We start from the raw sequence: 23621 nt of genomic DNA on the forward strand, positions 1-23621 counted from the left end.
GACTAACTTTAATGACGCTTCACATTATACTGAATGGCAACATGCCGGTGACTTATTAGGTCTTAGAAGTTTAAGAGGTGCTGATGCTCCAACTAAGTACTTTGGTCTTAGTTTCTCAGGTTTAAAGACTAACAAGTCAAGAATTTCAGTTCACTTTATGGGTGTTGCAGACAGATACATTGCTAACCGTCGTGTCTTCAACACTAAGGCAAACATCTAATTGTCTTCCCAAACCATTTACATGTCTTTATCGATTAAATAATAAGCATTAAAAAAACGAGATAGTTAACTATCTCGTTTTTTTGTGTCTGCAAGATCAATAATTATTTTATAGCTTTACGGAATAATATTAGGTAAAATATAACTACTCATGTTATTTGAATAGAGGAAGGAATTAAACAAGTGACATTTTTAATATTTGTAATAGTAATAATTATTGCTCTAGTATTAATTTTTGGTTTAATTGCATCACAGAAGAGTAAGAAGCGTTTCGCTGAATTTAGAGTAATACCAAGATTTTATGACACAGTAGATATGCTTTTTTTAATCGTAGATGACTTAGATGATGAAAGCTTAAAGTCAGAAATTACACAAGAAGTTGATGCTCTTCGTCCAGCATGTGAACATCTTGCTAGCCTTAAACAAGAGGGAGTAAATAACTATGTGGAAGAAGAAGTAGAAAAGAATGCTGAGGGTGAAGAAACTTATTTACCTTTATCAGTTAAGCCTAATTTGAATTCTGAACAAGAGCAACAAGCCAATGAATATATTGAAACCTATAATCATATTCTTGCTACTCTTAAGCAATGTATGGCCAAAACAGAGGGTAAGAACTAAATTTGAAGATAAGAAAAAGATGACCATCGCTTGGTCATCTTTTTTAGTTGAGGTTAAAACTTTGATCAAAAATTTCGTCAATTTTTTCTTCAGGAAGATATTTATTCAATACTGAAAGAATAAGTGGGCCGAAAGTATTAATAATTTCATCAAATTCTTCACTTAACCCAGCTTGCCAACCAAGATCACTTGCCTCAGTATCATCAAGCCAAGGTGCAAGAGCAACTGAAACATTGGGAATTTGATCTTCGGGATTATCAAATTGACTTGGATTAAAACCACAAATATCGATTAATATTTGTTGCCTAATTTCTTTGGGGACATTTGCTTCTCTAAGAGCTTGTGTTAAATTAATACGAAAATTTTGTTCGTAACATTTTTTAACACAGATTTTACCTTCTAATTTAGCAATTTGTGTATCAATATTTTTAACTTCTTCACTTTCGGATAATTCTTTGTCTTTAACTTCTAATTCATCCAACTCGTCTAAAAGAGAATCAATAGTTCTTTCGTAGAAGAAGATTTTGATGGTCCAGGAAATTTGACGAGGAGTAAAGTTATATGTTTCTCTTAAATCTTCAGCAAATGTTGACATAAATTTAGTCAAACTCACTTCATCTAGTTGATCAGGTAATTGTTCTTCACGTGCTAATAGTTCTTCTTGAACATCAATTGGACCCATAATTTATCCCTTTCTATATTATAATAATTCTGTTAAAAATTTTATCAGATAATTCGAAAAAGAAAAGAGGATTCTAATAAATTATTAATAAAAACAATTATCTAAATTTCTCTCTAAAACTACATCTTTCTATCATTTTGAATAAAACTTTCTATTATAGAATTATTTTTTGAAAATATCCAAAAAAATTACTTACGAAGAAAATTTTTTTAGTGTATGATGATCAACGACCCAAAAATGAGGAGGAAATTTTTTTGGAAAATACAACATCAAAACGCCAAGCTATTGTCCAAGTGGATCATCCTTGGGCAGCTATGGTAGCTCTAATGCTTGGAGCTTTCGTGGGAATGCTCTCAGAAACTTCACTGAACATCGCTTTACCACAATTAATGAAGGCCTTTCATGTGCCAACCGGTACCATTCAGTGGTTAGTTACTGGATATATGTTAGTGATCGGAATTGTCTTACCACTCTCAAGTTTATTAACAAAATGGTTCAGTACTAGACAATTAGTTATCTTTGGACTTTGTGCCTTTTTAATCGGTTCGATTATTTCAGCTCTTGCACCAAACTTTGGCATCGTGTTAACAGGAAGAATGATTCAAGGTATTGGAACCGGGATCGTTTTACCTTTAATGTTCACTGTAGCAATGCTTATCTTCCCACCGGAAAAATTAGGTGCGGCAATGGGTGCTTGTGCAATGGTAATTATGCTGGCTCCTGCGATTGGCCCAACTGTTACTGGTTTAATCTTAGGAATTTTAAGCTGGAACTGGATCTTCTGGATGTTTGTTCCATTCCTAGTTGTTGCCTTAATTTTTGCAATTACTAGTTTGGCAAATGTTAATGAAGTTACTAAACCAAAAATTGATTTTATTTCAATTATTGAATCAGTAGTGGGCTTTTCTGCCTTAGTTAGTGGAGTAAGTTTAGCCGGCGATATGGGCTTAGGCTCAATTTTAGTTTGGGCATTAATTATTATTGCTCTAATTGTTTTAGCACTTTACGTACATCGTCAAGTTAAAGCCCAAAATCCAACTTTAAACTTGCGTATTTTCGCAATTCCGCAATTTAGAGTAGGGGCTTTAATTGTAATGGTCGACTTTGCAATTATTCTTTCATCAATGTACTTACTACCACAATACATTCAAAGTGGCCGCTTATTAGCAGTTGCCTTGACTGGGATTATTATGTTACCTGGTGGTTTAATAAATGCGATTACATCTGCAATTAGTGGTCGAATTTATGATCAAATTGGTGCCAAGGCTCCAGTTATTATTGGTTTTATTTTAGCCTTGGTTGGAGCAATTATGCTTGCTTGCGTAACCACTACTTCACCAATTTGGTACATCATTTTATCTCAAGTTATCTTGATGATTGGTTGTCCATTAGCTATGTCACCAGCTCAAACTTATGCTTTAAATGCAGTACAAGGTCCACAATCAGCTGATGGTAGTACTATCATGAATACCTTACAACAAATCGTTGGTGCCATTGCTACTGCGATTGCAACTATCTTACTTGCAACTGGTCAAAGTACAGCTCACACTGCTAATAAAGCAGTGGCCTTTACTAATGGTGCTCACTACGGGTTCTACTTTACAGTTGTTTTAGTAATCATTGGCCTTTTATTGAGTTTTGCGATTAAAAAAGAAAAATAATCAAAAAAGCGAAGGTTTGATAACCTTCGCTTTTATTCTGCCATATCACTTTCGGAATCGACTGTTTCATTATTATCACTAGTATCAACACTAGGTTGAGTAGGAGTCTGATTGTTAGCATTCGACGTACTTGGTCGACTAACCGGTGCCGTATAACTAGGAGTGTAGTTATAAGCTGGCCGGCTTGGTTGATAATAATTAGGACTAGTGTTGTTATTATAATTAGAACTAGTTTGATTCTGACTTGCATTTTGGGCACTTGATGCCTGTGAATTATCAGGCTGATTTTGATTACCGTCAGAACTAACTGATGAAGAATTTGTAGCAGCATCAGTAGTGTCGGTGTTTTTCTTTTCTGTTTTTGCTTGCTCTTTTTTATGAGTTTCTTTTTTAGGTGTCTTTTTCTTATGACTTGTTTTTACTTTGCTAGTTTCTTTGGGATGTTTAATAATGTGAGCATCTGGATCTTCACGACAGCCTGCAGTAGTTAAAAGCAGAACCATGATTGAGCCTAAAACTATTTTTTTCATCATTTCCTCCAAAAAGTATTTTATTTAATTATAAACTTTTTCAGCTAAATAATATATAAAGCAAAAAAATTTAATCCACCATTAAAAAATAGTATTCTATAAGTGAAATTAATTAAATAAAAAGAGGTCGTAACGATGAAGAAATATGACTATATTATTTTAGGTACTGGTCCAGCTGGTTATAAGTTAGCTGGTGAATTATCTGCTGCTGGTAAAAGTATTTTGGCAGTTGAAGGTGGCATGTTTGGTGGTACATGTCCTAATGTTGGTTGTGAACCCAAAATCTTTTTAGAAGGAACTGTGCACACTGCCTTAATGAGTGAAAAATTGGCTGGTCGTGGTTTGGTCCAACCAGCTAAGATTGATTGGCACCAATTAATGCAATATAAGAAGGCTCGCTTTAATTCATGGCCTGAAGAAACTAAAGCTAACTTTTACCAAATGGGGGATGTGGCTGAAGGTTATGGTAAATTTGTCGAACCTCATGTGATTGAAGTAAATGGTGAAAAGTATGAAGGGGACAAGATTATCATTGCTACTGGTGCTCATTCCCATAAGGTTCGTTTCCCAGGCGATGATAAGACCCATAACTCTGATGATGTTTTGTCATTAGATAATGTCCCAAAGCGGACAGCCATTATTGGTGGTGGCTATATCAGTATGGAACTAGGAACATTTTTAGCGGCTGCTGGTAGTGAAGTAACAATTCTGGTTCGCTCTGATCGGGTTTTGCGTGGCTTTTATCATAAATACACTACTCAATTAATTGAAGCCATGGAAAAACGCAATATTCATATTCGTCTCTTTAGTGAAGTAAATACCCTGGAAAATGCTGATAATGGTGATGGGATGGTAATCACAACTAAAGATGGTTCTGTCTTCATGACTGATTATGTGCTCGATGCTAGCGGTCGCATTCCAAATATTGAAAAACTCGATCTTGATCAAGTAGGAATTAAGTATTCTAAAAATGGAATTGAAGTTAATGCTCATCTTGAAACTAGCGTACCTGGAGTTTATGCCATTGGTGATGTTGCGAACCTTCAATTGCCAAAATTAACTACGGTAGGAGAAAGTGAAGCAGGTTACTTATTCAATTACCTTGAACGTGGCGTAAGTGATCCTTACTTTAAACCAACCGTCGGTACCGCTGCCTTTACTTTTCCAGAAATTGCTCAAGTCGGAATTAACCCGGAAGTAGCTCAAGCAGATGAAGAACATTATACTCTTGAAGAACACGATCTCTCAGGTTCTAGTCTTTATGCCGGGTTAAATGAGAAACCTGCTAAACTTACCTTGGTCTTTGATCGTGATGATCGTTTGGTTGGAGCAGCTGAATTATCAGCAACTGCGGCCGATGATATTAATAACTTTATTCCAGCGATTGCCTTAGGAATTAGTCGTGCAGACTGGGAAAAACAGATTGTCCCAATTTATCCTGCCTTAGCTGATAAAATCGGCGGTGATTTGAAATAACTAAGTCAGAAATAATTCGTTGCCCCTGGGGTGAAACTGATGATGAACAGTATCGCAAATACCATGATCAAGAATGGGGTAAATTAAACCTAGATGAAAAATATTTATATGAAATGCTTGTTTTAGAAAGCTTTCAGTCAGGTCTTTCTTGGTCAACGATTTTACATAAGCGTAAGAATTTCCGTCAGGCTTTTGCTAATTTTGAAGTTGAAAAAGTTGCTCAGTTTGATGAAGCAACCTACCAGGCTTTAATGCAAAATGCAGGTATTGTCCGCAATAAATTAAAGATTAGGGCTGCCATTAATAATGCTCAAGTCTTAGTAAATTGGCACAAAAATGGCAAAAAATTTGCTGATTTTTTAACTAGCTATATATCAACACCAATTGATTCACATTATCAAACCTTGGCAGAAGTACCAGCTAGTACAGATTTAGCTAAAGAAATTTCAAAGGCAATGAAAAAGGCTGCTTTTAAATTTGTAGGGCCGACAACAATATATTCCTTTTTGCAAGCTGTCGGTTTAATAAATGACCATCTGGCTTCATGCAGCTTTCGTTAAAATTAAGCTATCCTAGAACTCAGTAATCAAACTGGGTTCTTTTTTATGGGTTAAGATCTTAAAACGGCGTTATAATAAAAAATTAACAATTTAATATTTACAGCTTTCAAATATTCGGGTAAACTTACATTAATTTAATATTAGAAAGTTAGGAAAAGAAAGGGACACAATGTATTTAGCAGTCAATATTGTCGGTGTGTTAATTTTCCTTTTGATCGGTTTTATTTTTTCAAAAAATAAAAAGCAGATTAATTGGCGTGGCGTAATTACAATGGTGGTGCTCAACCTGGTTCTGGCCTGGTTTTTGACTAGTTTCTCAGTTGGTCGTGCGATTGTTGAAGGTGCAGCAGCTGGATTTAATCAGCTGATGGAAGTGTCCTACGAAGGAATTAAATTTGCCTTTCCAAGCATGGTTGAGGTCAAACAAATGGATTGGTTCTTCCAAGTTTTGATGCCAATTTTGATGATCGTTCCTTTGTTCGATATCTTAACTTACATCGGAGTGTTACCTTGGGTAGTAAAATGGATCGGTAAAGGCCTATCAAAGATTACGGGTCAACCAAAGTTTGAATCATTCTTCGCAGTTGAGATGATGTTTTTAGGTAACACTGAGGCTTTAGCAGTTTCATCATTACAATTAAAACAAATTAATGCGAAACGTAATTTGACTTTAGCCATGATGTCAATGTCTTGTGTGACAGCTTCAATTATTGGATCATACACCAAGATGATGCCTGGTCAATATATTTTAACTGCCGTACCTTTGAATGTGATTAATGCCTTGATTGTAACTGCAATGCTTAATCCAGTTAAGGTTACGCCCGAAGAAGATACAATTGCCAAGATGCAAAGTAGTCAAGAAATTGCTGAAGAAGAAGTTGAAGGTGGGAAGGCTGCTGAGGAGCCAAAGCCTGGTAAAGAACCATTCTTTTCATTCTTAGGCGATTCAATCTTAGGGGCAGGTAAATTAATCTTAATTATTACTGCCAACGTAGTTGCCTTCGTTGCTTTAGCAGCTTTGATTAATAAACTCTTAGGCTTGGTCAACCCATGGCTTTCATTGGAACACTTGTTAGGTATTGTAATGTACCCATTTGCATGGCTGATGGGACTTAATCCTACTAATGCTTTCCAATTCGCACAACATATGGGAACCAAGTTGGTAACCAATGAATTCGTAGTCATGGGCCAAGTTACTAACCATGTAAAATCCTATGCACCACACTATCAAGCAGTTTTAACAGCGTTCTTGACCAGTTTTGCGAACTTCTCCACCTTGGGGATGATTATCGGTTGTTTCAAAGGAATTGTAAATAAAGAAAAGAATACTTTAATTTCAAAGAATGTTGCTTATTTGCTTTTATCAGGAATTCTGGTTTCCTTATTAACAGCAGCAATGATGGGCTTGTTCGTTTGGTAAAAATTAGACTACTAGTTTTATCTAGTAGTCTTTTTGTTTATTGAGAAAAAGTTAAGAGTGATAATTTGTGGGCATTAAAATATGAGTTAGGGGACAGATCGCGGATAATTAAGGTAAGAAAAGGAAGATTTAAAATTAGCGGGAGGCCATATGAAAAAATCTGACCTAACACTGAAACCAAAATTAATTGTATCTGTCACTAGTTATGGTGAACGCTTAGAAACCTTAGATATCTGTCTTAAAAGTTTAATCAATCAAACTCAAAAAGCAGACAAAATCATAGTTTATCTTACCAACGATTTAACTGAAGCCGATTTGCCAAGTAAATTATTGGACTTAAAACAATTTGGAGTAGAATTCCACTTTATTGACCAGGACTTACGCCCACATAAAAAATATTATTACGCAATCCAAGAATATCCGGATGACTTAATTGTGACTGTCGACGATGATGTTATCTATGATCAAGAACTCTTAGAGATTTTAGTTGCTACTTATTTAAAATTCCCACAAAGCATTATTGCCGCGCGGGCACATCAAATCACTTTTACTGAAGATGGGAATTTTCAGCCTTATAATCAATGGGACTGGGAAGCAACCATAACGAATGAACCCCGAATGGATTTGATTGCAACTGGTGCTGGCGGTATCTTGTATCCACCACATTTGCTCGATTATGACTTTTTATTAGACTTAAGCGAAATCAAACGTTATCTCACGGTGGATGACTTATGGTTAAAAGCGGCCGAAGTTCAAGCCCAAGTTCCTACAGTAATTTGTGATCAAAAATTAGAGGCCAATCGACAGGGAATTCCTCATACCCAGGCTCAAGGTCTTTTTAATCATAATGTCGGGCAAAATGAAAATGACATTCATTTAAAAGATCTAGATCGAAAATTTAAATTGGCAGAAAAAATTAGAAGCTATGACAATAGCCAAATAGCCGATGTAGCGGCAACAGATAATTAAAAAAGCTGTAACTTCACTTATTCTTGAAGTTGCAGCTTTTTGCTTATAGATTTAATTCGAAAGCAAGACGTTCAGGATCAATTGGGTCTTCGGTCACTGAAATAATTCCTCGTTGTTTAAAATTGTGGCTTGTAGCTAAGTGCTGCACAATTTGATTTTGCTTGCCAGTATCAATGCGAAAGTTTTTAATTTTTTGGGCAACAAAGATAGAAATGATATCCGATAATAAAAAACTTGCTAAATGTTGACCACGGTATTCTCTTGCAATTGCCATCCGGTGAATGGTGGCATAGGGATCAGTATCATTATGCCATTCTCCTTTGATATCAAGGTAAGTAGGTTCAATTCCCACAATAGTAGCACAATAACCAGCGATTTTGCCATCAACAATTAACACAAAGCCCTGCTTTTGCTTTATATCTTGCAGGATATCTTCACCAGTAGGATAGCCATTTTGCCATTGAGAAGAACCAGCATTTTTTAAAAATTGCTTGGCGCTGCTAATAATTACCATAATTTCATTAAGATCAGCTTCTTTAGCCATTCTTGTGTAAATTAAGCTCATTTTTTCACCTCATCTTATCTATTATTACTATACAAATTGCAAAAAATCAAAAATAACAGTTCCTATTAAATTTATTTCTTGCTATGCTATATTTTATAAAAAATATATTGAAGAGGAGAAAAATATGAAAGGACAAACTAACTTAAGTTTATACCAAGCTGGCTTGCCCCAAGAGAAGATTTGGTCAAAAGAAAAGATTAAGAAGGAAGTTGAAGCTAAGCAGGGTTTGGCAGAGTATATGCATGAGGATTCTACTTATAGTATTAATCCCAAGATGATTGCCCTTTATAATTTTGCTGACGAACCATTGCTCGGCAAGTTTAAGGCGGTTATTTTTGACCAAGAAAAAGGAATTGTTTTATGTAAAAAGTCGAGTCAGCAGCTAGTGCATGACTTGTTTAAGAATAAGTTACTTTTTGGTGCTAGTTTTCAAAAACATATTAATGAGATGTTAGGTTTTAAATATCACCACATTATTTCGGTGTGGCAGACGGCCTATTTTTCACTCAATGGCTATTTTGATCAAAATACTGATTGGATCAGTCTGCACCAAATGAGTGATTACCAAGTAAGAAAACAAGTAATTCAGTTTATTACTGCTAGTGGTTATCGTTTTGAATTCAGTAATTGCTGTCATCATTTACCTCTAAGAATTGGAGAGGGCATTACCCATAATTGGATTTTGGGTAAGATTATTAAAGAGAGTTTTCGTGAGATGGGCCTGCACCTCCATACCTGCAAGCGAATTAGGCGCGGAGAATCAATCTTACATAATGAAGGCTATTTAATTCCTAAGCCAACTCTTAATCAAGATGAAATTATGCTCAAACAGATTATGGCCCGATTGGAAGACCTTGACTTTAAACAAATTGGACGCGCGATGAGTAACCTATTTGATTTGCCGATCAATGAAAGTGATCTAAAGTTAATAAGAAGAGCAAGTAAACGCCCAGATTCTATTTACTAAGCTTTAATAACAATCAGCTAGAAAAATGCTGGTTGTTTTTTTATTCTTAAAAATGATAAAATAATGCGAGTTATTTTATGAAAGAATGAGGATAAAAGTTGTGAAAAAAATAAGATATTTTTCTTTAGTGGCGATAGTTGCCTTGATTGGGATTGTAAGTGCTGCGTGTGGCACTAAGAAAAACGTAAGTAGGGGTGGTACCACTTATAAAGGGCTAACAGTTTATCCAACTAAGATAAACAGTGTGAAAACATCAGATCTTGATATTCGTTCAATTGTTGAAGTAACTGGAACAACCAATGCACCTGATGGTGCAAAAGTGATAGCACAGGCACCTATATCAGGACGCAGTAAATTTTCTAACCTTGGTTCTAGTGAAGATACAAGCTATGCCAAAGTAAAGAATCATAAATTTAAATTATGTATTTCAACCGGTTTAGTTCTTTTACAAAATCAAAATCTCGATGAGCATAAATATATGAAAGTTAAGATATTTGCTGTTACTGGCTATAACGTAAAGTACAGTGAACTTAAAATTACAAAAGATCTTGACCATGCAGTAAAACAGGCCGATATTAAACCATATAAAGTGAAAGAAGATAAAAATATCGAGGCTTTTGCGACTGGTCATGTTAGTCAAGCTTATAAGGAAAAGGCAAGTAAAAAATTCTTGATTAATGAAGCAGTAAAGCAATTGAATGATAACTTTAACGGCGAAGTTCAATTTGGCTACGATGAAAATAAGAAAATATTCACTTTCCTGCCACTTACGGAAAGTGTAAAAGAGAATATTACTGAAATAAAAGAAGGATTGGATCCTGAGGGATGGAGGCAATTAACTAAGGTCCTTGATGACCTCTCCAGTAATATTTATGATACTTTAGAGGTCCATGAGCCAATTTCACTAATTGACCCTACAGATCAAAGTAAAATTCTTTATACTAGTCTTGATGGTAAGGCAACTTACAATTTTATGAAGCAAAAATAGATAAATATTAGATCAGCAATTAAGTTTGCTGATTTTTTTGTACTCCAGGTTAAATCGAAACTAAGGTTGATTTAATCAAAAATATCATTTTGATTTGAGGGTTAGATTTGTGGAGGGATGCCTTTTGAACTGCAATTCACCTTGGTTTTTGCTCAAAAACTATCCTTGCTAATCTAATAGTGCACAAGCGCTTGTGACAAGAAAAAAGGAGATTGTCACATGATGATTAGTCAGACAAGTTTTATGAAAGCTTGGAATAATAAAAAGTTAGTCGCTGGAGCATTAAAGGCAGCTTCAGTAAGGCGAGATTACATTAATTATGAAGATTTACTTCAAGATGGAATTCTGCTGTACGCGCAATTATTAGACAAGTGGGCCGATAAAGAAGAACAGGAAGTAAATAAGTTGGCCTTTAGAAAAATTATTTGGCAAACAATTGATAGTTTGCGGAAGGTGCAAAAACGCCAAGAACGGAACACTAATCTAGAAGAAGGTTTTACCTTAACTGCTAAAGAACTTGATTGGGATAACTTAGTTGTATTAAAAGAGGAAATCAAAAAACTCAATTCAGTTGAATTTGTAATTTTATTTGAACATTTACTTGCCAACAAAACTATTACTAAACTTGCCCAAGAATCTGGCATACCTAGAATTACTTTACAGCGAGTTAAGAAAAGACTCTTGCTCAAATTACGTGAGCAACTTTAATTAACATCTAAATGAAAGCAAAATAGGACACATACAGTAAAGACGGTCAATTTTGACCGTCTTTTTCAAACGATAAAAAGCTTTTACTAGCAGATAGAACTTCCCAGCGTTACAATTAAAATAAAAATAGAAGTGGAGTGGAAGTTATGAACAAGAAAGATAAAGAAATTTCTACATTAAAACGAATTAGTTTGATCTTTTCAATTGTAAATATGGTGATTGGTTTAGTAATCACTATTTTGAGATTAACAGCCAATAAAAAAGAAACTAACGAAGTTCAATCAAAAAATTAAAGTAGCAACCTTCATTGATGGAGGTTGTTTTTTTATAACTAAAAATTCTTCAAATTATAAAATAACGCTTATAGTATTTAAACAACAAAAAGAAAATTTTTAATGCAAAAATTTGGACCAACTTGTACTATCAAAAAGTGTTATTATAACTGGCATAGCAGTGATTCACAACAATTTTAAAAAACAAGTAAAACTTCAAATCTTAATAACAAATTTAAAATAGAGGGTGTAAAAAGTATGAATTTATTGTAAACTTATCACAGCAACATTGCTGACATTACAATCTTAGAGAAGAGAGAGTCACTTTCTAACATGGATGAAAATAAAAATAACAATGTGAAGAAGAAACATCATAGACATCATCATCACCGCCGTTTGAGAAAATTCTGGTGGTGGTTATGCGGTATTATTGGTGTTTTATTTATTGCTGCAGTTTTAGTTGGTGGGTTTATGTATAAGAACTTGCGGGATGCTACTAATAGTTCTTATTCACCCGTTGCCAAAACTAATCAAAGTAATAAAAACCGCGCTAAGCTTGATAAGTTACTTGATGAAAAGAAACCAATCAATATTTTGTTATTAGGTACTGATACTGGTGCGATGGGTCGTGATTATAAAGGTAGAACCGATACGATCATGATGGTCAGCATCAATCCCAAGACTAATCAAACCAAGATTGTTTCAATTCCACGTGATATGAAGGCAAAGCTACCAGGTTATCCTGAAGATGGTTTCACTAAGATTAATGCTGCTTACGCCGAAGGTGGTGTGGCTGAAACCATTAAGACTTTAGATAAGTATTACAGTGTGCCAATTGATGGTTACATCTTAGTTAATATGGAAGGTCTAGTTAAGGGTGTCGACCAAGTTGGTGGTATTGATGTTGTTTCACCATTAACTTTTAACAATATGGGTTACAGCTTTGTTAAAGGTCACAAGTACCACCTCAATGGTAAGAAGGCTTTGGCATTTACCCAAACTCGTCATGGTGATCCAAATAATGATTATGGTCGTCAAGATCGTGAACGTCGTGTGATTGTTGCCCTGCTTAAGAAGTCAGTTTCACCAACTACTTTATTGAATCAAAAGTTCATGAATTCTATGGCAAGTAACATGCAAACTGACTTAACCATGGGTCAAATGATGAAGATTGCAATGAACTATCGTAAAGCTACTGATCACACTTCAACTGATCATGCTCAAGGTAAGGGTCAAATGATTGACACACCAAGATTTGGTCAAATGGAAGAAGAATTCATTAACCAAAAAGAACGTCAACGGATAAGTAACGAAATTCGTGCTAACTTAGGACTTAACAAAATAACCGTAGTAGAGGATGGAGAATAGGATTGGAAAATAACAACAACGCAACGCAAAATAATTCAATTGACTTGTTGCGCTTATGGCGATTATTTAAACAACATATTTTATCAGTCATTATTTGGACTGTGGGCTTAGGCATTATTGGTTTTGCTTTATCAGAATTTGTTATTCAACCAAAATACAGTTCTAGTGCTCAAATTTTGGTTAACCAGAAAAAAGACCGTGATCCGAACGCACTTTACAATGCCCAACAAGCTGATGTGCAAATGATCAATACTTATAAGGATATTATTACTAGTCCTGTAATTTTGAATGATGCTTCTGACTACTTAGCTAACCCAGTTAAGGTTGTTAAAAAAGCACAAAAGGCTAAGTATGTTGTTGGTGCAGATGGCGTACGTCGTCGAGTTCGTGCGGCTAAGCCAGCTGTGACTGAACGTGATGGTCAAAGTTATGACTATTCAGCTAAGGAATTAAATAAGGCTGTTTCAGTCCAAACTCAACAAAATTCACAGGTCTTTACTCTTACTGCAACTGCAGTTACACCAGATCAATCAAAGGCCATTGCCAATGCGGTTGCCAACTCATTCAAGAACAAAATTCCTAAGATTATGAATGTTAACAACGTAACGATTGTTTCTCGTGCGACTAAGGGTATTAAGAGTTTCCCTAATACTAAGTTATTCACCTTAGCTGGTTTAGTGCTTGGCTTTATCATTGCTTTAGCTATTATCATTACTAGGGATGCAATGAATACTACTGTGCGCGATGATGATTACTTGAGTAATGAACTTGGTTTAACTAACTTAGGTACTGTGACTCACTTTGCCTTATCAAATAGCTTTAGTCTTAACAAAGATAAAGATAAGGGCAATCGCCGTAATAAACGTGTTTAAGGAGGACATCAATGGCTTTATTTAGAAAAAAACGTGGTACCAATGAAACCATGAAGCATGGTGCCAAATTAATCACGATTGCAAAACCTAAGAGTCCGATTGCGGAACAATTTAGAACTATTCGAACTAATATCAACTTCATGAGTGTTGATGAAAAGGTTAAAACGATGGCCTTTACTTCGGCTAATATTTCTGAAGGTAAATCAACCGTAACTGCTAATGTGGCAATTACAATGGCACAAGCGGGTAAGAAAGTATTATTAATTGATGCTGACTTGCACCGTCCTACCATGCATCAAACCTTTGAGTTACGAAATGCTGTTGGTTTAACCACGGTCTTAACTTCAGAAGCTGATGAAATCTACATGAACCAAGTAGTTAATGCTGATGTGATTCCTAATCTCTCAGTTTTAACTTCTGGTCCGATTCCACCTAATCCAGCAGAGTTATTATCTTCTAAGCGAATGAAAGCTTTTCTTAAGAATGTCTCAAGTCACTATGATGTAGTGATCTTTGATATGGCACCAATCTTAGAAATTTCAGATTCGCAAGTGCTTGCTGGTGAAATGGATGGGATTGTTTTAGTAGTTCGTCAAAATGTCACCCAAAAGGCTGGAATTAAACGAGCAGTTGAAATGCTTAAGATATCTAAAACAAGAATTCTTGGCTACATTATGAATGATGTGCGGACAGGTGCTGATGGCTATGGCTATGGTTACGGTTATGGCTACGGCTATGGTTATGAACAAGATTCAAAGAAGGCTTAAGTCATGGTTTTAGTTGATATTCACTCGCATATTTTGCCAGGAATTGATGATGGTTCGCCTGATATGGCAACTTCATTAGACCTAGCTAGAGCAGCTGTAGCTGATGGGATTACTCATGCCTTAATGACACCACACCATTTAAATGGTAGGCATAATAACCATAAAAATGATGTCATTAAATTAACTGGTGAGTTCCAACAGGCGCTAGATGAAGCTGAGATTCCACTGACTGTTTTTGCTAGTCAAGAAGTCAGGTTATCAGCTGATATTCCTGATGCCTTGGATAATGATGATATTTTATTTTGTGATGAAGATGGCAAGTACATGTTACTAGAATTTCCTAGTGAAGATGTACCAACTTACGCACAGAATATGACCTTTAATTTGTTGGGAAGAGGTATTACACCAATCATTGTCCATCCGGAACGAAATAATCGGATCTTACATGAACCAGAAGTATTAGAAACTTTCTTAAAGCAAGGGTGTTTAACTCAAGTCACTGCAAGTTCTTATGTTGGCGTTTTTGGTAAAGAAATTGCGGATTTGAGTGAACGTTTAATTGATGCTGGTCAGGTAGCAACCTTTGCTTCTGATGCTCATAGCTTAGCTAAACGTGAATCAAAGATGACTGAAGCTTATAATAAATTAGCTAAGCAAAATCAATCGGATGTAGAAAAATTTAAACAAAATGCGAAGAACTTTATTAATGGGGAGCAAGTGAGTTTAGATTGGAAAACGTTGAGAAAAAAGAAGAGATTTTGGATATTTTAGATAATAAAAGGAGAGAAGATAACGAAATGAAAAAAGTTATGTTTTCTTCTAGGAAAGTTAATCAACGTCCTACTTATCATTTCTTGAAACGTAGTTTTGATATTTTCGTCAGTGGATGTAGTTTAGTTGTACTATCACCAATTTTTGTGATAATTGGGTTTTTGATTAAAAGACAAGATCACGGACCAATTTTTTATAAACAAGTCAGAGTAGGAAAAAACGGTAAATTCTTTAAAATTTACAAATTTCGATCAATGATCATGAATGCTGAGAAAAAGTTGAAAGCTGATCCTCAGTTATATGAGAAATATGTTGCTGCCGGTTATAAGTTTCCGGAAGGAGAAGATCCCAGGATTACTAAAATTGGAAGTTGGTTAAGAAAAACATCTTTGGATGAACTGCCGCAGTTCCTTAATGTACTTAAGGGTGAAATGAGTATGGTGGGTCCACGACCAGTAGTTAAAGAAGAGCTAAATGAGTATGGTCAACGTAAGAAAAAATTATTGTCTGTAAAACCTGGAGTATTTGGTTTGTGGCAAGCAAGTGGACGTAGCAATATCAAGTATCCTGAAAGATGTGATATGGAATTAGAATATGTTGATAAAGCATCAGCAAGCTATGATTTAAAGATATTTTTTAAAACAATCAAAAGTATCATTAAAAAAGATGGGGCTTTTTAAAGCAGTTAGCTGGGGTAGCAACTGCTTTTTTGTTTGAGATAGATAATTGAAGAAAAGAAAGAATTTATATGAAAACAAAAATCCTGGTAGCAGCTCATAAAAAATTTCAAATGCCAACAAAAGAAGATTATCTCCCCATTTTGGTGGGGGCACAAAAAAATTATACTCAAGGAATAGAGTATCAGAGAGATGATGAAGGAATTAATATTTCTTCTAAAAATCCTTATTATAATGAGCTAACTGCTATTTATTGGGCATGGAAGAACTTAAAAGATGTCGATGCAATTGGATTAGTTCATTATCGACGTCTTTTTTTTGAATCTAAACCATATAATTTGGATAATGTACTGGATATTGAAACGGTAAATACTTTATTAAAAAAATACAGTGTATTACTTCCAAAGCAGAGAAATTATTATATTGAAACCAATTACTCTCATTATATTCATGCGCATCACCAAGAGCCATTGGACAAAACTAGAGAAGTTATTGAAGAATTCTTTCCAAAGTATTTAGCTGCTTTTGATAAAGTAATGAAAAAACGAAAAGCGCATATGTTTAATATGTTTATAATGAGAAAAGAAGCATTTAATTCATATGCATCTTTTATTTTTGGAGTTCTTGAAAAGGTAGAAAAAGAAATAGATATTTCTGATTATTCTGTTCAAGAACAGCGAGTTTTTGGATATATTTCAGAGTTATTAATGGATGTTTGGCTTTACACCACCCAACAAAATTATAAAGAAATAAGTTGGGGGCAAATTGGACCTAAACAGACTGTAAAAAAAGCTATAGGATTTGTAAATCGAAAATTAGGAATTGGACCTAAACAGACGCATTTTTAGAAAAAAAGATAGAGGTAGTGTTGTGAAAAAAGCAATTGTCGCTGTTCCTTATCTCTCAGGGAAAGGAGGCACAGAAACAGTTATAAAGAATTTTTATGAAGCTGTCGTTGCTAATGATTCTGAAATTGACTGGAAATTAGTAAGTTTTGGAGGAAGTAAATATCTAGATTGGATAAAAAATTGGGAAAAAAGAGTATATAACTTTTCTGATAAGAGAATTATTCAATTAGGTGCGTATGTAACTATAATGCCAAATTTATTACGAAAAATAATAAAAAATGAAAAACCGGATTATTTTATTGCCACAAATCCTGTAATTTGGAATTTAGCATCGAAATTTAAAATAAAGTATTCTCCAACTACTAAAATTATTGCCTGGTATCACTATTCTTATAAAATGAAAAATGTAAATCCAAAATATTTAAAAAATGTAGATAAATTTTGGGCTATAAGTAGTGGAATTAAAGAAGAATTAGAAGAATTGGGAGTTCCATCTGAAAAAATAAATGTCATTTTCAATCCGATTGATTTAAAGAATGTACCTTTAGTAAAAAGAAGTAGGATCCATAATCATTTTATTTATATTGGTCGTATAGATTATGATGGACAAAAAAATGTGTCTGAATTGATGAAAGCATTAAATTTAGTAAAAGAAGATTATAAAGTAGATTTATATGGAGCCGTTGATTCCGAATTAAAAAAAGAGTTATTAAATTTAATTGATGATAAAAATAAAAGAAAAAATATCATTTTTCATGGATTTAGTACAAATGTATGGAAGAAAATTAAAGAAGCTGATGCTCTTGTATTAACTTCAAAATATGAGGGATTACCAATGGTATTGTGTGAGGCAGCAAGTAGGGGTATTGTACTTGTAGCTTCAGATTGTCCAACTGGAGTAAAGGATATTGTAACTAAAAACAATGGCTTTTTATATAAACCGGGAAATGTATTAGAACTATCCAATGTATTAAGTAATCTTCTAGATAGCAAGAGTTTTATTAATCAAAAATCTATTTTAGATTCAATATATAAATTTAGTTATAAGAATTATCATAGAAAAATAAAAGGGAGCTTATAATTAAATCGTAGATGATTAGAAAAGAGATTTGTCGAGATGAATAGAGAAGAGAAGGTCGTTTCATTTATCATCCCGGTGTACAATACGCCATTAAAAAAATTTCAACGATGTATTGATTCGATTCGAAAAATTAAGGCAATCAAGTATGAAATAATATTAATAGATGATGGCTCTAAACAAGTAAACAGTGAAAAGTATAGGGAATATCTACATGAAGACAATGAACTTTATGTTTTTCAGTCGAATAAGGGAGTGAGTGAAGCTAGAAATAAAGGAATTAATGTTTCAACAGGAAAGTACATATTTTTTGTTGATTCAGATGATTACTTAATTGCTAAAAATCTTAATAGTAGCGTTTTTAATAAAGAAAAAGATTTGATAATCTATAATGTTATCGTAAATACAAATCAAGCAAAAAAAGTACAATATTTTGACATAGAAAAAAATTTACCGACATCCAAGGACTTATTAAAACTGGCTTTAAGAGATGGTATTATGAATTGGTCTGTCAGTAAATTCTATTTAAAAAAGTATTTAATTAAAAATAAATTAAAATTTGATACTAATATTTCTTCTGGAGAAGATTTAAAGTTTGTAACAGAATTATTATTAACTTCTCCTAGTATTTTATATGTACCGAAAAATTTGTATTACTACGATTTGGATACAAATACAAGTATAAATAGAATGCTGATAAATCCATCTAAAAGTATAGATGATACTATAAAATTATATTTTCAAAGGTTAAAGATTTTAAACTACTTAGGAATTGAAGATAATTTATCTTTAAAAAAGGAAGCAATTAGTTCGTTATTTGCAATTTATGCAAATAATGTCTTTAAAAAGGGCTACGTTAAAAAAGTATACTTACAAAAAATCAATAAATTTATTGATGAGTTAAATGTAGAAGGAGGATTAACCACAAATATAAAAATAAAGTGTTTAAAAGATAATAGAAAAAAGTTAGGAATTTTATATGTTAAATTAAAGGAAATATACCACGTACTTGTACCATATAAATTTTGATAGTAATTTAAAGTGAGAGTTTAATGAAACCTGATATAACAATTATTATACCAACTTATAATGTAGAGAATTATATAGAAAAATGTTTAAAAAGTATAGAAAAACAAACTTATCAAAATTTTGAAGCTTGGATTATAGATGATGGGTCACCTGATAATTCAAAAGAAATAGCTAAAAAATTTGTGAAAAAGGATTCGAGATTTAAATTAAAGCAAAAAGAAAATGGAGGATATGGATCAGTTCTAGAATATGGTATAAAGCATATTAAATCAAAATATTTTTTAATTTGTGACCCTGATGATTGGTTAACAAAAGATGCTCTAGAAAGTCTATATAATTTTACTGAAAAAAACACTTTAGATATTGCAATAGGAGATAAGTATAAAGTTTATTCTTACAAAAAAGGTAAAAAATATATATCTAGTTTTCCAAAAAAGTTACACATAGTTCCAAATAAAAAATATACTGATTCCCACCAAATCGCTATGTTTGCTTTTGGAGAAGTGTCACCACATGCAAAGTTATACCGCACGAATATTACCCAGAAAATAAAATTTCCTCATAAAATAAGTTATACAGATACAATTCTTTATGTCATGGCTTTAAGTGAAGCTAAAAGCGTAGGTTACATTGATAAACCATTGGCATATTATTTGATGGATAGACCTGGAAATACAATGACAGCTCAAGTCAAGAAACGGATTGAGCACACTTTAGAGGTATGGAATTCTTTGTATGACCAATTAAATAATGTGCAGGCTGATAATGATTACATGTATTTTATGTATATACTGCTAAAAATAATACTCAGTCTAGAAGCTCAATTACCCAGCAAATTTGTAAAAAATAATTTTGATACCAAAAATAATAATATGATTAAATTATTGAGAAAGAAAGATTTGAAAATTTTGGCTTTTGATGATAGTTCAAAAATTAATAGGGTAATTTTTAGGGGATTGATGAGCCCAACGTGGAGCGTCATAACTATGAAAGCATATATAAAGTTAAAGAGAGGATTGAAAAAATGAAAATCTATCTAGTAGTGGGCTCAGGTCTTTTTGGCTCAGTTTTTGCACATGAAGCAGCCAAAAAAGGACATAAAGTAACTGTAATCGAAAAAAGAAATCATATTGGAGGAAATATTTATACCAAAGAAGTAGATGGAATTCAAGTGCACCAATATGGTGCGCATATTTTCCATACATCAAACAAAAAAGTATGGGATTATATCCAACAATTTGCTGAATTTAATCGTTATACGAATAGTCCAGTCGCAAATTATAAAGGTAAGATGTATAACTTACCTTTTAATATGAATACCTTTAGTCAAATGTGGGGAGTAAGAACACCGCAAGAAGCAATGAATAAAATTAATGAGCAACGTCAAGAAATGGCTGGAAAAGAGCCACAAAATCTTGAAGAGCAAGCTATTTCATTAATTGGTAGAGATATCTACGAAAAATTAGTCAAGGGTTATACTGAAAAGCAATGGGGAAGAAGTGCTGCAGAACTTCCACCTTTTATTATTAAACGCCTTCCTGTTCGTTTAACTTATGATAATAATTACTTTAATGATGACTACCAAGGTATCCCAGTTGGTGGATATACCAAGATGGTTGAGAAAATGTTAGACTATCCAAATATTGAAATAAAATTAAATACTGACTTTTTCGATAAAAAAGATGAGTATATAAATAACTTTGATAAAGTTGTCTATACGGGAATGATTGACAAGTTCTTTGACTATCAATTGGGTGAGCTTGAATACCGTTCTTTGCGTTTTGAAACTGAAGAAAAGAACTTAGATAACTATCAAGGAAACGCAGTAATTAATTATACTGAACGTCAAATTCCATATACTCGTGTAATTGAACATAAGCATTTTGAATTTGGTAAAGGTGATAAAGATAAGACCATTATTACCCGAGAATATCCAGCAGATTGGAAACGTGGGGATGAACCATATTATCCAGTCAATAATGAGCGTAATAATGATTTATATAAGAAATATCAAGAATTAGCTGAACAACAAGATAAAGTTGTTTTTGGCGGTCGTCTTGGTCAATATAAGTATTACAATATGGATAAAGTTATTGATGAAGCATTAAATCTTTCAAGAAATTTAGAGGAGAAATAAATGAGAGTCGCATTTTTTCCATCAGATAATGACTTGGTATCAGGTGCTTTTAGAAGTATGGTTACTTTAATAAAAATCCTTGAGGAAAATTATAATGTAATTGCTAAAGTATACTTACCGTATGATGGAAATGGGATCGAATTACTACAAGAGAATAATTTAGAGTATGAAATTATTCCTTCATATGGTTGGACAATTTCTATTAATGAATATTATTCTTTAAATAAAAGAATTAAATGGAATATAAAAAAGATATTAAATAATCAAGCAAAAAATAAAATAAAGAAAGAATTGAAAAAATTTAAGCCAGATATTGTTCACGATAATACTTCGTGGGGTTACATAGGAGCAAAAGCTGCATTTGAGTTAAAGATTCCAGTAGTTTGGCATATAAGAGAATTTTTAGAAGAAGATCAATTAAGAAGAATATGGAATAAAAAAAGTGGTTATGCATTAATGAATAAATCAGATAAAATAATTGCTATTTCGGATTCTATAAATAAAAAATACAAACCACTTTTTGGTAATAAAATCCAAACTATTTATAATGGAATAGACGATAATAAATTTTTTTCTTCACATGACTTATTTAAAAATAAAGATATAAAAATTTTAACGGTAGGTGGTCTTTATCCGGGGAAAGGACATCAACTAGTTATTGAAGCTCTAGCTATTTTGAAAAAAAATGGAATATCTAATTTTAAATATCAAATTGTTGGAAAGGGAGAAGAAGAAGAAAATTTAAGAAAACAAGTACTTAGATGTAACCTCGAGAAAAATGTAGAATTTTGTGGATTTTCTCAAGATCCACGTCCGTATTATCAACAAGCAGATATATTTATCTTAGGATCAGTTTCGGAAGCATTTGGTAGAGTAACAGTTGAAGCAATGATGAATGGGCTACTTACTATTGGGCGTAATTCAGCTGCTACAGCAGAAATTCTGAAAGATAATAAATACGGGTTACTATTTAATGATGAAGAAGATTTAGCTGGAATTTTAAAAAGAATTTTCACTCAGCAGATAGAAGCAAAAGATATTGCCGTGAAGGGGCAAGAATATGTGGTAAAAAACTATACAGCAAAGAAAAATGCAGAAAAGGTTTTTGAGGTTTATCAGGAAATTTTAGAAAATTAATTATAAGAGGTAGAAAGTCAATAATGAATTTAAAAATTGCAGTTGCAGGTACAGGATATGTTGGCTTAAGTTTAGCGACTTTATTAGCACAAAACAATAAGGTAACAGCAGTTGATATTGTGTCTGAGAAGGTTGATTTAATAAATAACCATAACTCTCCAATTATTGATAAAGAAATTGAAGATTTTCTTGCAAACAAAGATTTAAATTTAAAGGCTACTACTGATGGTAAGAGTGCATACAAGGATGCAGATTTTGTAGTAATTGCTACTCCTACTAATTATGACAGTGAAAAGAACTTCTTTGATACATCTGCTGTAGAAGCTGTAATTAAGTTAGTTCAAGAAGTAAATCCTAATGCAATTATGATTATTAAGTCAACAATTCCTGTTGGATATACTAAATCAATTCGTGAAAAATTTAATACTGAAAATATTATCTTTAGTCCGGAATTCTTACGTGAAGGTCATGCACTTTATGATAATCTTCATCCATCTAGAATCATTGTCGGAACTGATTTGAAGAATCCTAAGTTAGTAAAAGCGGCTAATACCTTTGCGTCTTTACTTCAAGAAGGTGCAGAAGATAAAGATATTCCTACTTTAATTTTAGGTTTTACTGAGGCAGAAGCAGTTAAACTATTTGCTAATACTTATTTAGCTCTTCGTGTAAGTTACTTTAATGAATTAGATACTTATGCGGAGGAAAAGGGACTTAATACTCAAGAAATTATTGATGGTATTGGCTTAGATCCTCGTATTGGTGATTATTATAATAATCCTTCATTTGGGTATGGTGGATACTGCTTACCAAAGGATACTAAGCAATTATTAGCTAATTACCAAGATGTACCTCAAAATCTTATTAGTGCCATTGTCCAATCGAATGATACTCGTAAAGACTTTATCGCTGATCAAGTTTTGGATAAAGCCGGCTATTATGCATATGATGAAGATAATACTTTTGATGCAAGTAAAGAAAAGAAAGTTACGATTGGTGTTTATCGTTTAACTATGAAAGCAAATAGTGATAATTTCCGTCAAAGCTCTGTTCAGGGAGTTATGAAACGTGTAAAGGCTAAAGGTGCAGAGTTAATTATTTATGAACCAACTTTAGAAGATGGTTCAACATTCTTTGGTAATAAAGTGGTAAATGATTTAGATAAATTCAAAAAATTATCTGATAGTATTATTGCTAATCGATATAGTAATAATTTAGATGATGTAAAAGGAAAAGTCTATACTAGAGATATTTTTAGAGAAGATTAGGTAGACATTACATTTAATTTTTAAGGAGTTAGTA

Annotated in this window: 25 protein-coding genes and 1 pseudogene; 23 read left to right on the plus strand and 3 right to left on the minus strand. The window is 33.1% G+C overall.

The features are described 5' to 3' along the window. A pseudogene (locus LrDSM24759_RS04520) lies at positions 1 to 220 on the plus strand (SEC10/PgrA surface exclusion domain-containing protein); the annotation flags it as partial. 182 nt (positions 221 to 402) lie between these two features. Beyond that, positions 403 to 837 (plus strand): hypothetical protein, encoded by a 435-nt coding sequence (locus LrDSM24759_RS04525; protein WP_117118307.1) that lies wholly within the window; start codon positions 403 to 405, stop codon positions 835 to 837. A gap of 43 nt (positions 838 to 880) precedes the next feature. Here LrDSM24759_RS04525 and LrDSM24759_RS04530 read toward each other — a convergent pair whose 3' ends face one another. Further along, complete coding sequence (locus LrDSM24759_RS04530; RefSeq protein WP_117118308.1) at positions 881 to 1519, minus strand: hypothetical protein; 639 nt, start codon at positions 1517 to 1519, stop codon at positions 881 to 883. Between the two features lie 314 nt (positions 1520 to 1833). Here LrDSM24759_RS04530 and LrDSM24759_RS04535 point away from each other — a divergent pair, with 314 nt between their 5' ends. Continuing rightward, positions 1834 to 3180: a DHA2 family efflux MFS transporter permease subunit gene (locus LrDSM24759_RS04535; protein WP_117118408.1), complete on the plus strand. Its 1347-nt coding sequence runs from the start codon at positions 1834 to 1836 to the stop codon at positions 3178 to 3180. A 32-nt stretch (positions 3181 to 3212) separates the two neighbouring features. Here the strand turns inward: LrDSM24759_RS04535 and LrDSM24759_RS04540 are convergent, their stop codons facing one another. After that, positions 3213 to 3710 (minus strand): hypothetical protein, encoded by a 498-nt coding sequence (locus tag LrDSM24759_RS04540; protein ID WP_117118309.1) that lies wholly within the window; start codon positions 3708 to 3710, stop codon positions 3213 to 3215. Positions 3711 to 3845: 135 nt separating this feature from the next. Between LrDSM24759_RS04540 and LrDSM24759_RS04545 the strand changes: the two genes are divergently transcribed. The 4 genes from LrDSM24759_RS04545 (at position 3846) to LrDSM24759_RS04560 (ending at position 8135) form a co-directional block, all read left to right on the plus strand. Next, on the plus strand, positions 3846 to 5186 hold the full coding sequence (locus LrDSM24759_RS04545; protein WP_117118310.1) for a dihydrolipoyl dehydrogenase family protein: 1341 nt from the start codon (positions 3846 to 3848) through the stop codon (positions 5184 to 5186). After that, positions 5183 to 5746 carry a DNA-3-methyladenine glycosylase I gene (locus tag LrDSM24759_RS04550; RefSeq protein ID WP_117118311.1) on the plus strand — a complete coding sequence of 188 codons (564 nt, stop codon included), beginning with the start codon at positions 5183 to 5185 and terminating at the stop codon, positions 5744 to 5746. The genes LrDSM24759_RS04545 and LrDSM24759_RS04550 overlap by 4 nt, the downstream gene beginning before the upstream one ends. A 169-nt stretch (positions 5747 to 5915) precedes the next feature. Beyond that, positions 5916 to 7166 carry a NupC/NupG family nucleoside CNT transporter gene (locus LrDSM24759_RS04555; protein ID WP_117118312.1) on the plus strand — a complete coding sequence of 417 codons (1251 nt, stop codon included), beginning with the start codon at positions 5916 to 5918 and terminating at the stop codon, positions 7164 to 7166. Between the two features lie 150 nt (positions 7167 to 7316). Continuing rightward, the gene (locus tag LrDSM24759_RS04560) at positions 7317 to 8135 is read left to right on the plus strand and encodes a glycosyltransferase family A protein (protein ID WP_117118313.1); all 819 of its coding nucleotides are present in this window, start codon (positions 7317 to 7319) and stop codon (positions 8133 to 8135) included. Positions 8136 to 8178: 43 nt separating this feature from the next. On the opposite strand, the gene LrDSM24759_RS04565 is transcribed toward LrDSM24759_RS04560, so the two are convergent. Beyond that, a complete protein-coding gene (locus tag LrDSM24759_RS04565; protein WP_117118314.1) occupies positions 8179 to 8700 on the minus strand; it encodes a GNAT family N-acetyltransferase in 522 nt (173 codons plus the stop codon). Positions 8701 to 8824: 124 nt separating this feature from the next. Between LrDSM24759_RS04565 and LrDSM24759_RS04570 the strand changes: the two genes are divergently transcribed. From LrDSM24759_RS04570 to LrDSM24759_RS04640, 16 genes are all read left to right on the plus strand, one after another. Then, complete coding sequence (locus LrDSM24759_RS04570) at positions 8825 to 9667, plus strand: hypothetical protein (RefSeq protein ID WP_117118315.1); 843 nt, start codon at positions 8825 to 8827, stop codon at positions 9665 to 9667. A gap of 100 nt (positions 9668 to 9767) precedes the next feature. Then, the gene (locus tag LrDSM24759_RS04575; RefSeq protein WP_117118316.1) at positions 9768 to 10655 is read left to right on the plus strand and encodes a hypothetical protein; all 888 of its coding nucleotides are present in this window, start codon (positions 9768 to 9770) and stop codon (positions 10653 to 10655) included. Between the two features lie 219 nt (positions 10656 to 10874). Continuing rightward, on the plus strand, positions 10875 to 11363 hold the full coding sequence (locus LrDSM24759_RS04580; protein ID WP_245953339.1) for a sigma-70 RNA polymerase sigma factor region 4 domain-containing protein: 489 nt from the start codon (positions 10875 to 10877) through the stop codon (positions 11361 to 11363). A 146-nt stretch (positions 11364 to 11509) separates the two neighbouring features. After that, positions 11510 to 11656 carry a hypothetical protein gene (locus LrDSM24759_RS07715; protein WP_157964240.1) on the plus strand — a complete coding sequence of 49 codons (147 nt, stop codon included), beginning with the start codon at positions 11510 to 11512 and terminating at the stop codon, positions 11654 to 11656. Between the two features lie 312 nt (positions 11657 to 11968). Next, the gene (locus tag LrDSM24759_RS04585) at positions 11969 to 13003 is read left to right on the plus strand and encodes an LCP family protein (RefSeq protein ID WP_117118317.1); all 1035 of its coding nucleotides are present in this window, start codon (positions 11969 to 11971) and stop codon (positions 13001 to 13003) included. Positions 13004 to 13005: 2 nt separating this feature from the next. Next, on the plus strand, positions 13006 to 13875 hold the full coding sequence (locus LrDSM24759_RS04590; RefSeq protein ID WP_117118318.1) for a YveK family protein: 870 nt from the start codon (positions 13006 to 13008) through the stop codon (positions 13873 to 13875). Positions 13876 to 13886: 11 nt separating this feature from the next. Continuing rightward, positions 13887 to 14642 (plus strand): CpsD/CapB family tyrosine-protein kinase, encoded by a 756-nt coding sequence (locus tag LrDSM24759_RS04595; protein WP_117118319.1) that lies wholly within the window; start codon positions 13887 to 13889, stop codon positions 14640 to 14642. A 3-nt stretch (positions 14643 to 14645) separates the two neighbouring features. After that, positions 14646 to 15413, plus strand: coding sequence for a tyrosine-protein phosphatase (locus LrDSM24759_RS04600; RefSeq protein ID WP_117118320.1), 768 nt, complete (start codon positions 14646 to 14648; stop codon positions 15411 to 15413). Between the two features lie 26 nt (positions 15414 to 15439). Further along, on the plus strand, positions 15440 to 16093 hold the full coding sequence (locus LrDSM24759_RS04605) for a sugar transferase (protein ID WP_257575145.1): 654 nt from the start codon (positions 15440 to 15442) through the stop codon (positions 16091 to 16093). Positions 16094 to 16161: 68 nt separating this feature from the next. Then, positions 16162 to 16938, plus strand: coding sequence for a DUF4422 domain-containing protein (locus tag LrDSM24759_RS04610; RefSeq protein WP_117118321.1), 777 nt, complete (start codon positions 16162 to 16164; stop codon positions 16936 to 16938). 22 nt (positions 16939 to 16960) lie between these two features. Next, positions 16961 to 18019, plus strand: coding sequence for a glycosyltransferase (locus LrDSM24759_RS04615; protein WP_117118322.1), 1059 nt, complete (start codon positions 16961 to 16963; stop codon positions 18017 to 18019). Positions 18020 to 18055: 36 nt separating this feature from the next. Next, complete coding sequence (locus LrDSM24759_RS04620; RefSeq protein ID WP_117118323.1) at positions 18056 to 19045, plus strand: glycosyltransferase family A protein; 990 nt, start codon at positions 18056 to 18058, stop codon at positions 19043 to 19045. Between the two features lie 23 nt (positions 19046 to 19068). Next, a complete protein-coding gene (locus LrDSM24759_RS04625) occupies positions 19069 to 20073 on the plus strand; it encodes a glycosyltransferase family 2 protein (RefSeq protein ID WP_117118324.1) in 1005 nt (334 codons plus the stop codon). Continuing rightward, positions 20070 to 21182, plus strand: coding sequence for a UDP-galactopyranose mutase (gene glf, locus LrDSM24759_RS04630; protein ID WP_117118325.1), 1113 nt, complete (start codon positions 20070 to 20072; stop codon positions 21180 to 21182). The genes LrDSM24759_RS04625 and glf overlap by 4 nt, the downstream gene beginning before the upstream one ends. Beyond that, positions 21183 to 22319 (plus strand): glycosyltransferase family 4 protein, encoded by a 1137-nt coding sequence (locus tag LrDSM24759_RS04635; RefSeq protein WP_117118326.1) that lies wholly within the window; start codon positions 21183 to 21185, stop codon positions 22317 to 22319. Between the two features lie 23 nt (positions 22320 to 22342). Continuing rightward, on the plus strand, positions 22343 to 23587 hold the full coding sequence (locus LrDSM24759_RS04640) for a nucleotide sugar dehydrogenase (RefSeq protein WP_117118327.1): 1245 nt from the start codon (positions 22343 to 22345) through the stop codon (positions 23585 to 23587). Positions 23588 to 23621: the final 34 nt, after the last annotated feature.

Origin of the sequence: Lactobacillus rodentium (assembly GCF_003423665.1) — a bacterium.
Lineage (GTDB): Bacteria > Bacillota > Bacilli > Lactobacillales > Lactobacillaceae > Lactobacillus > Lactobacillus rodentium.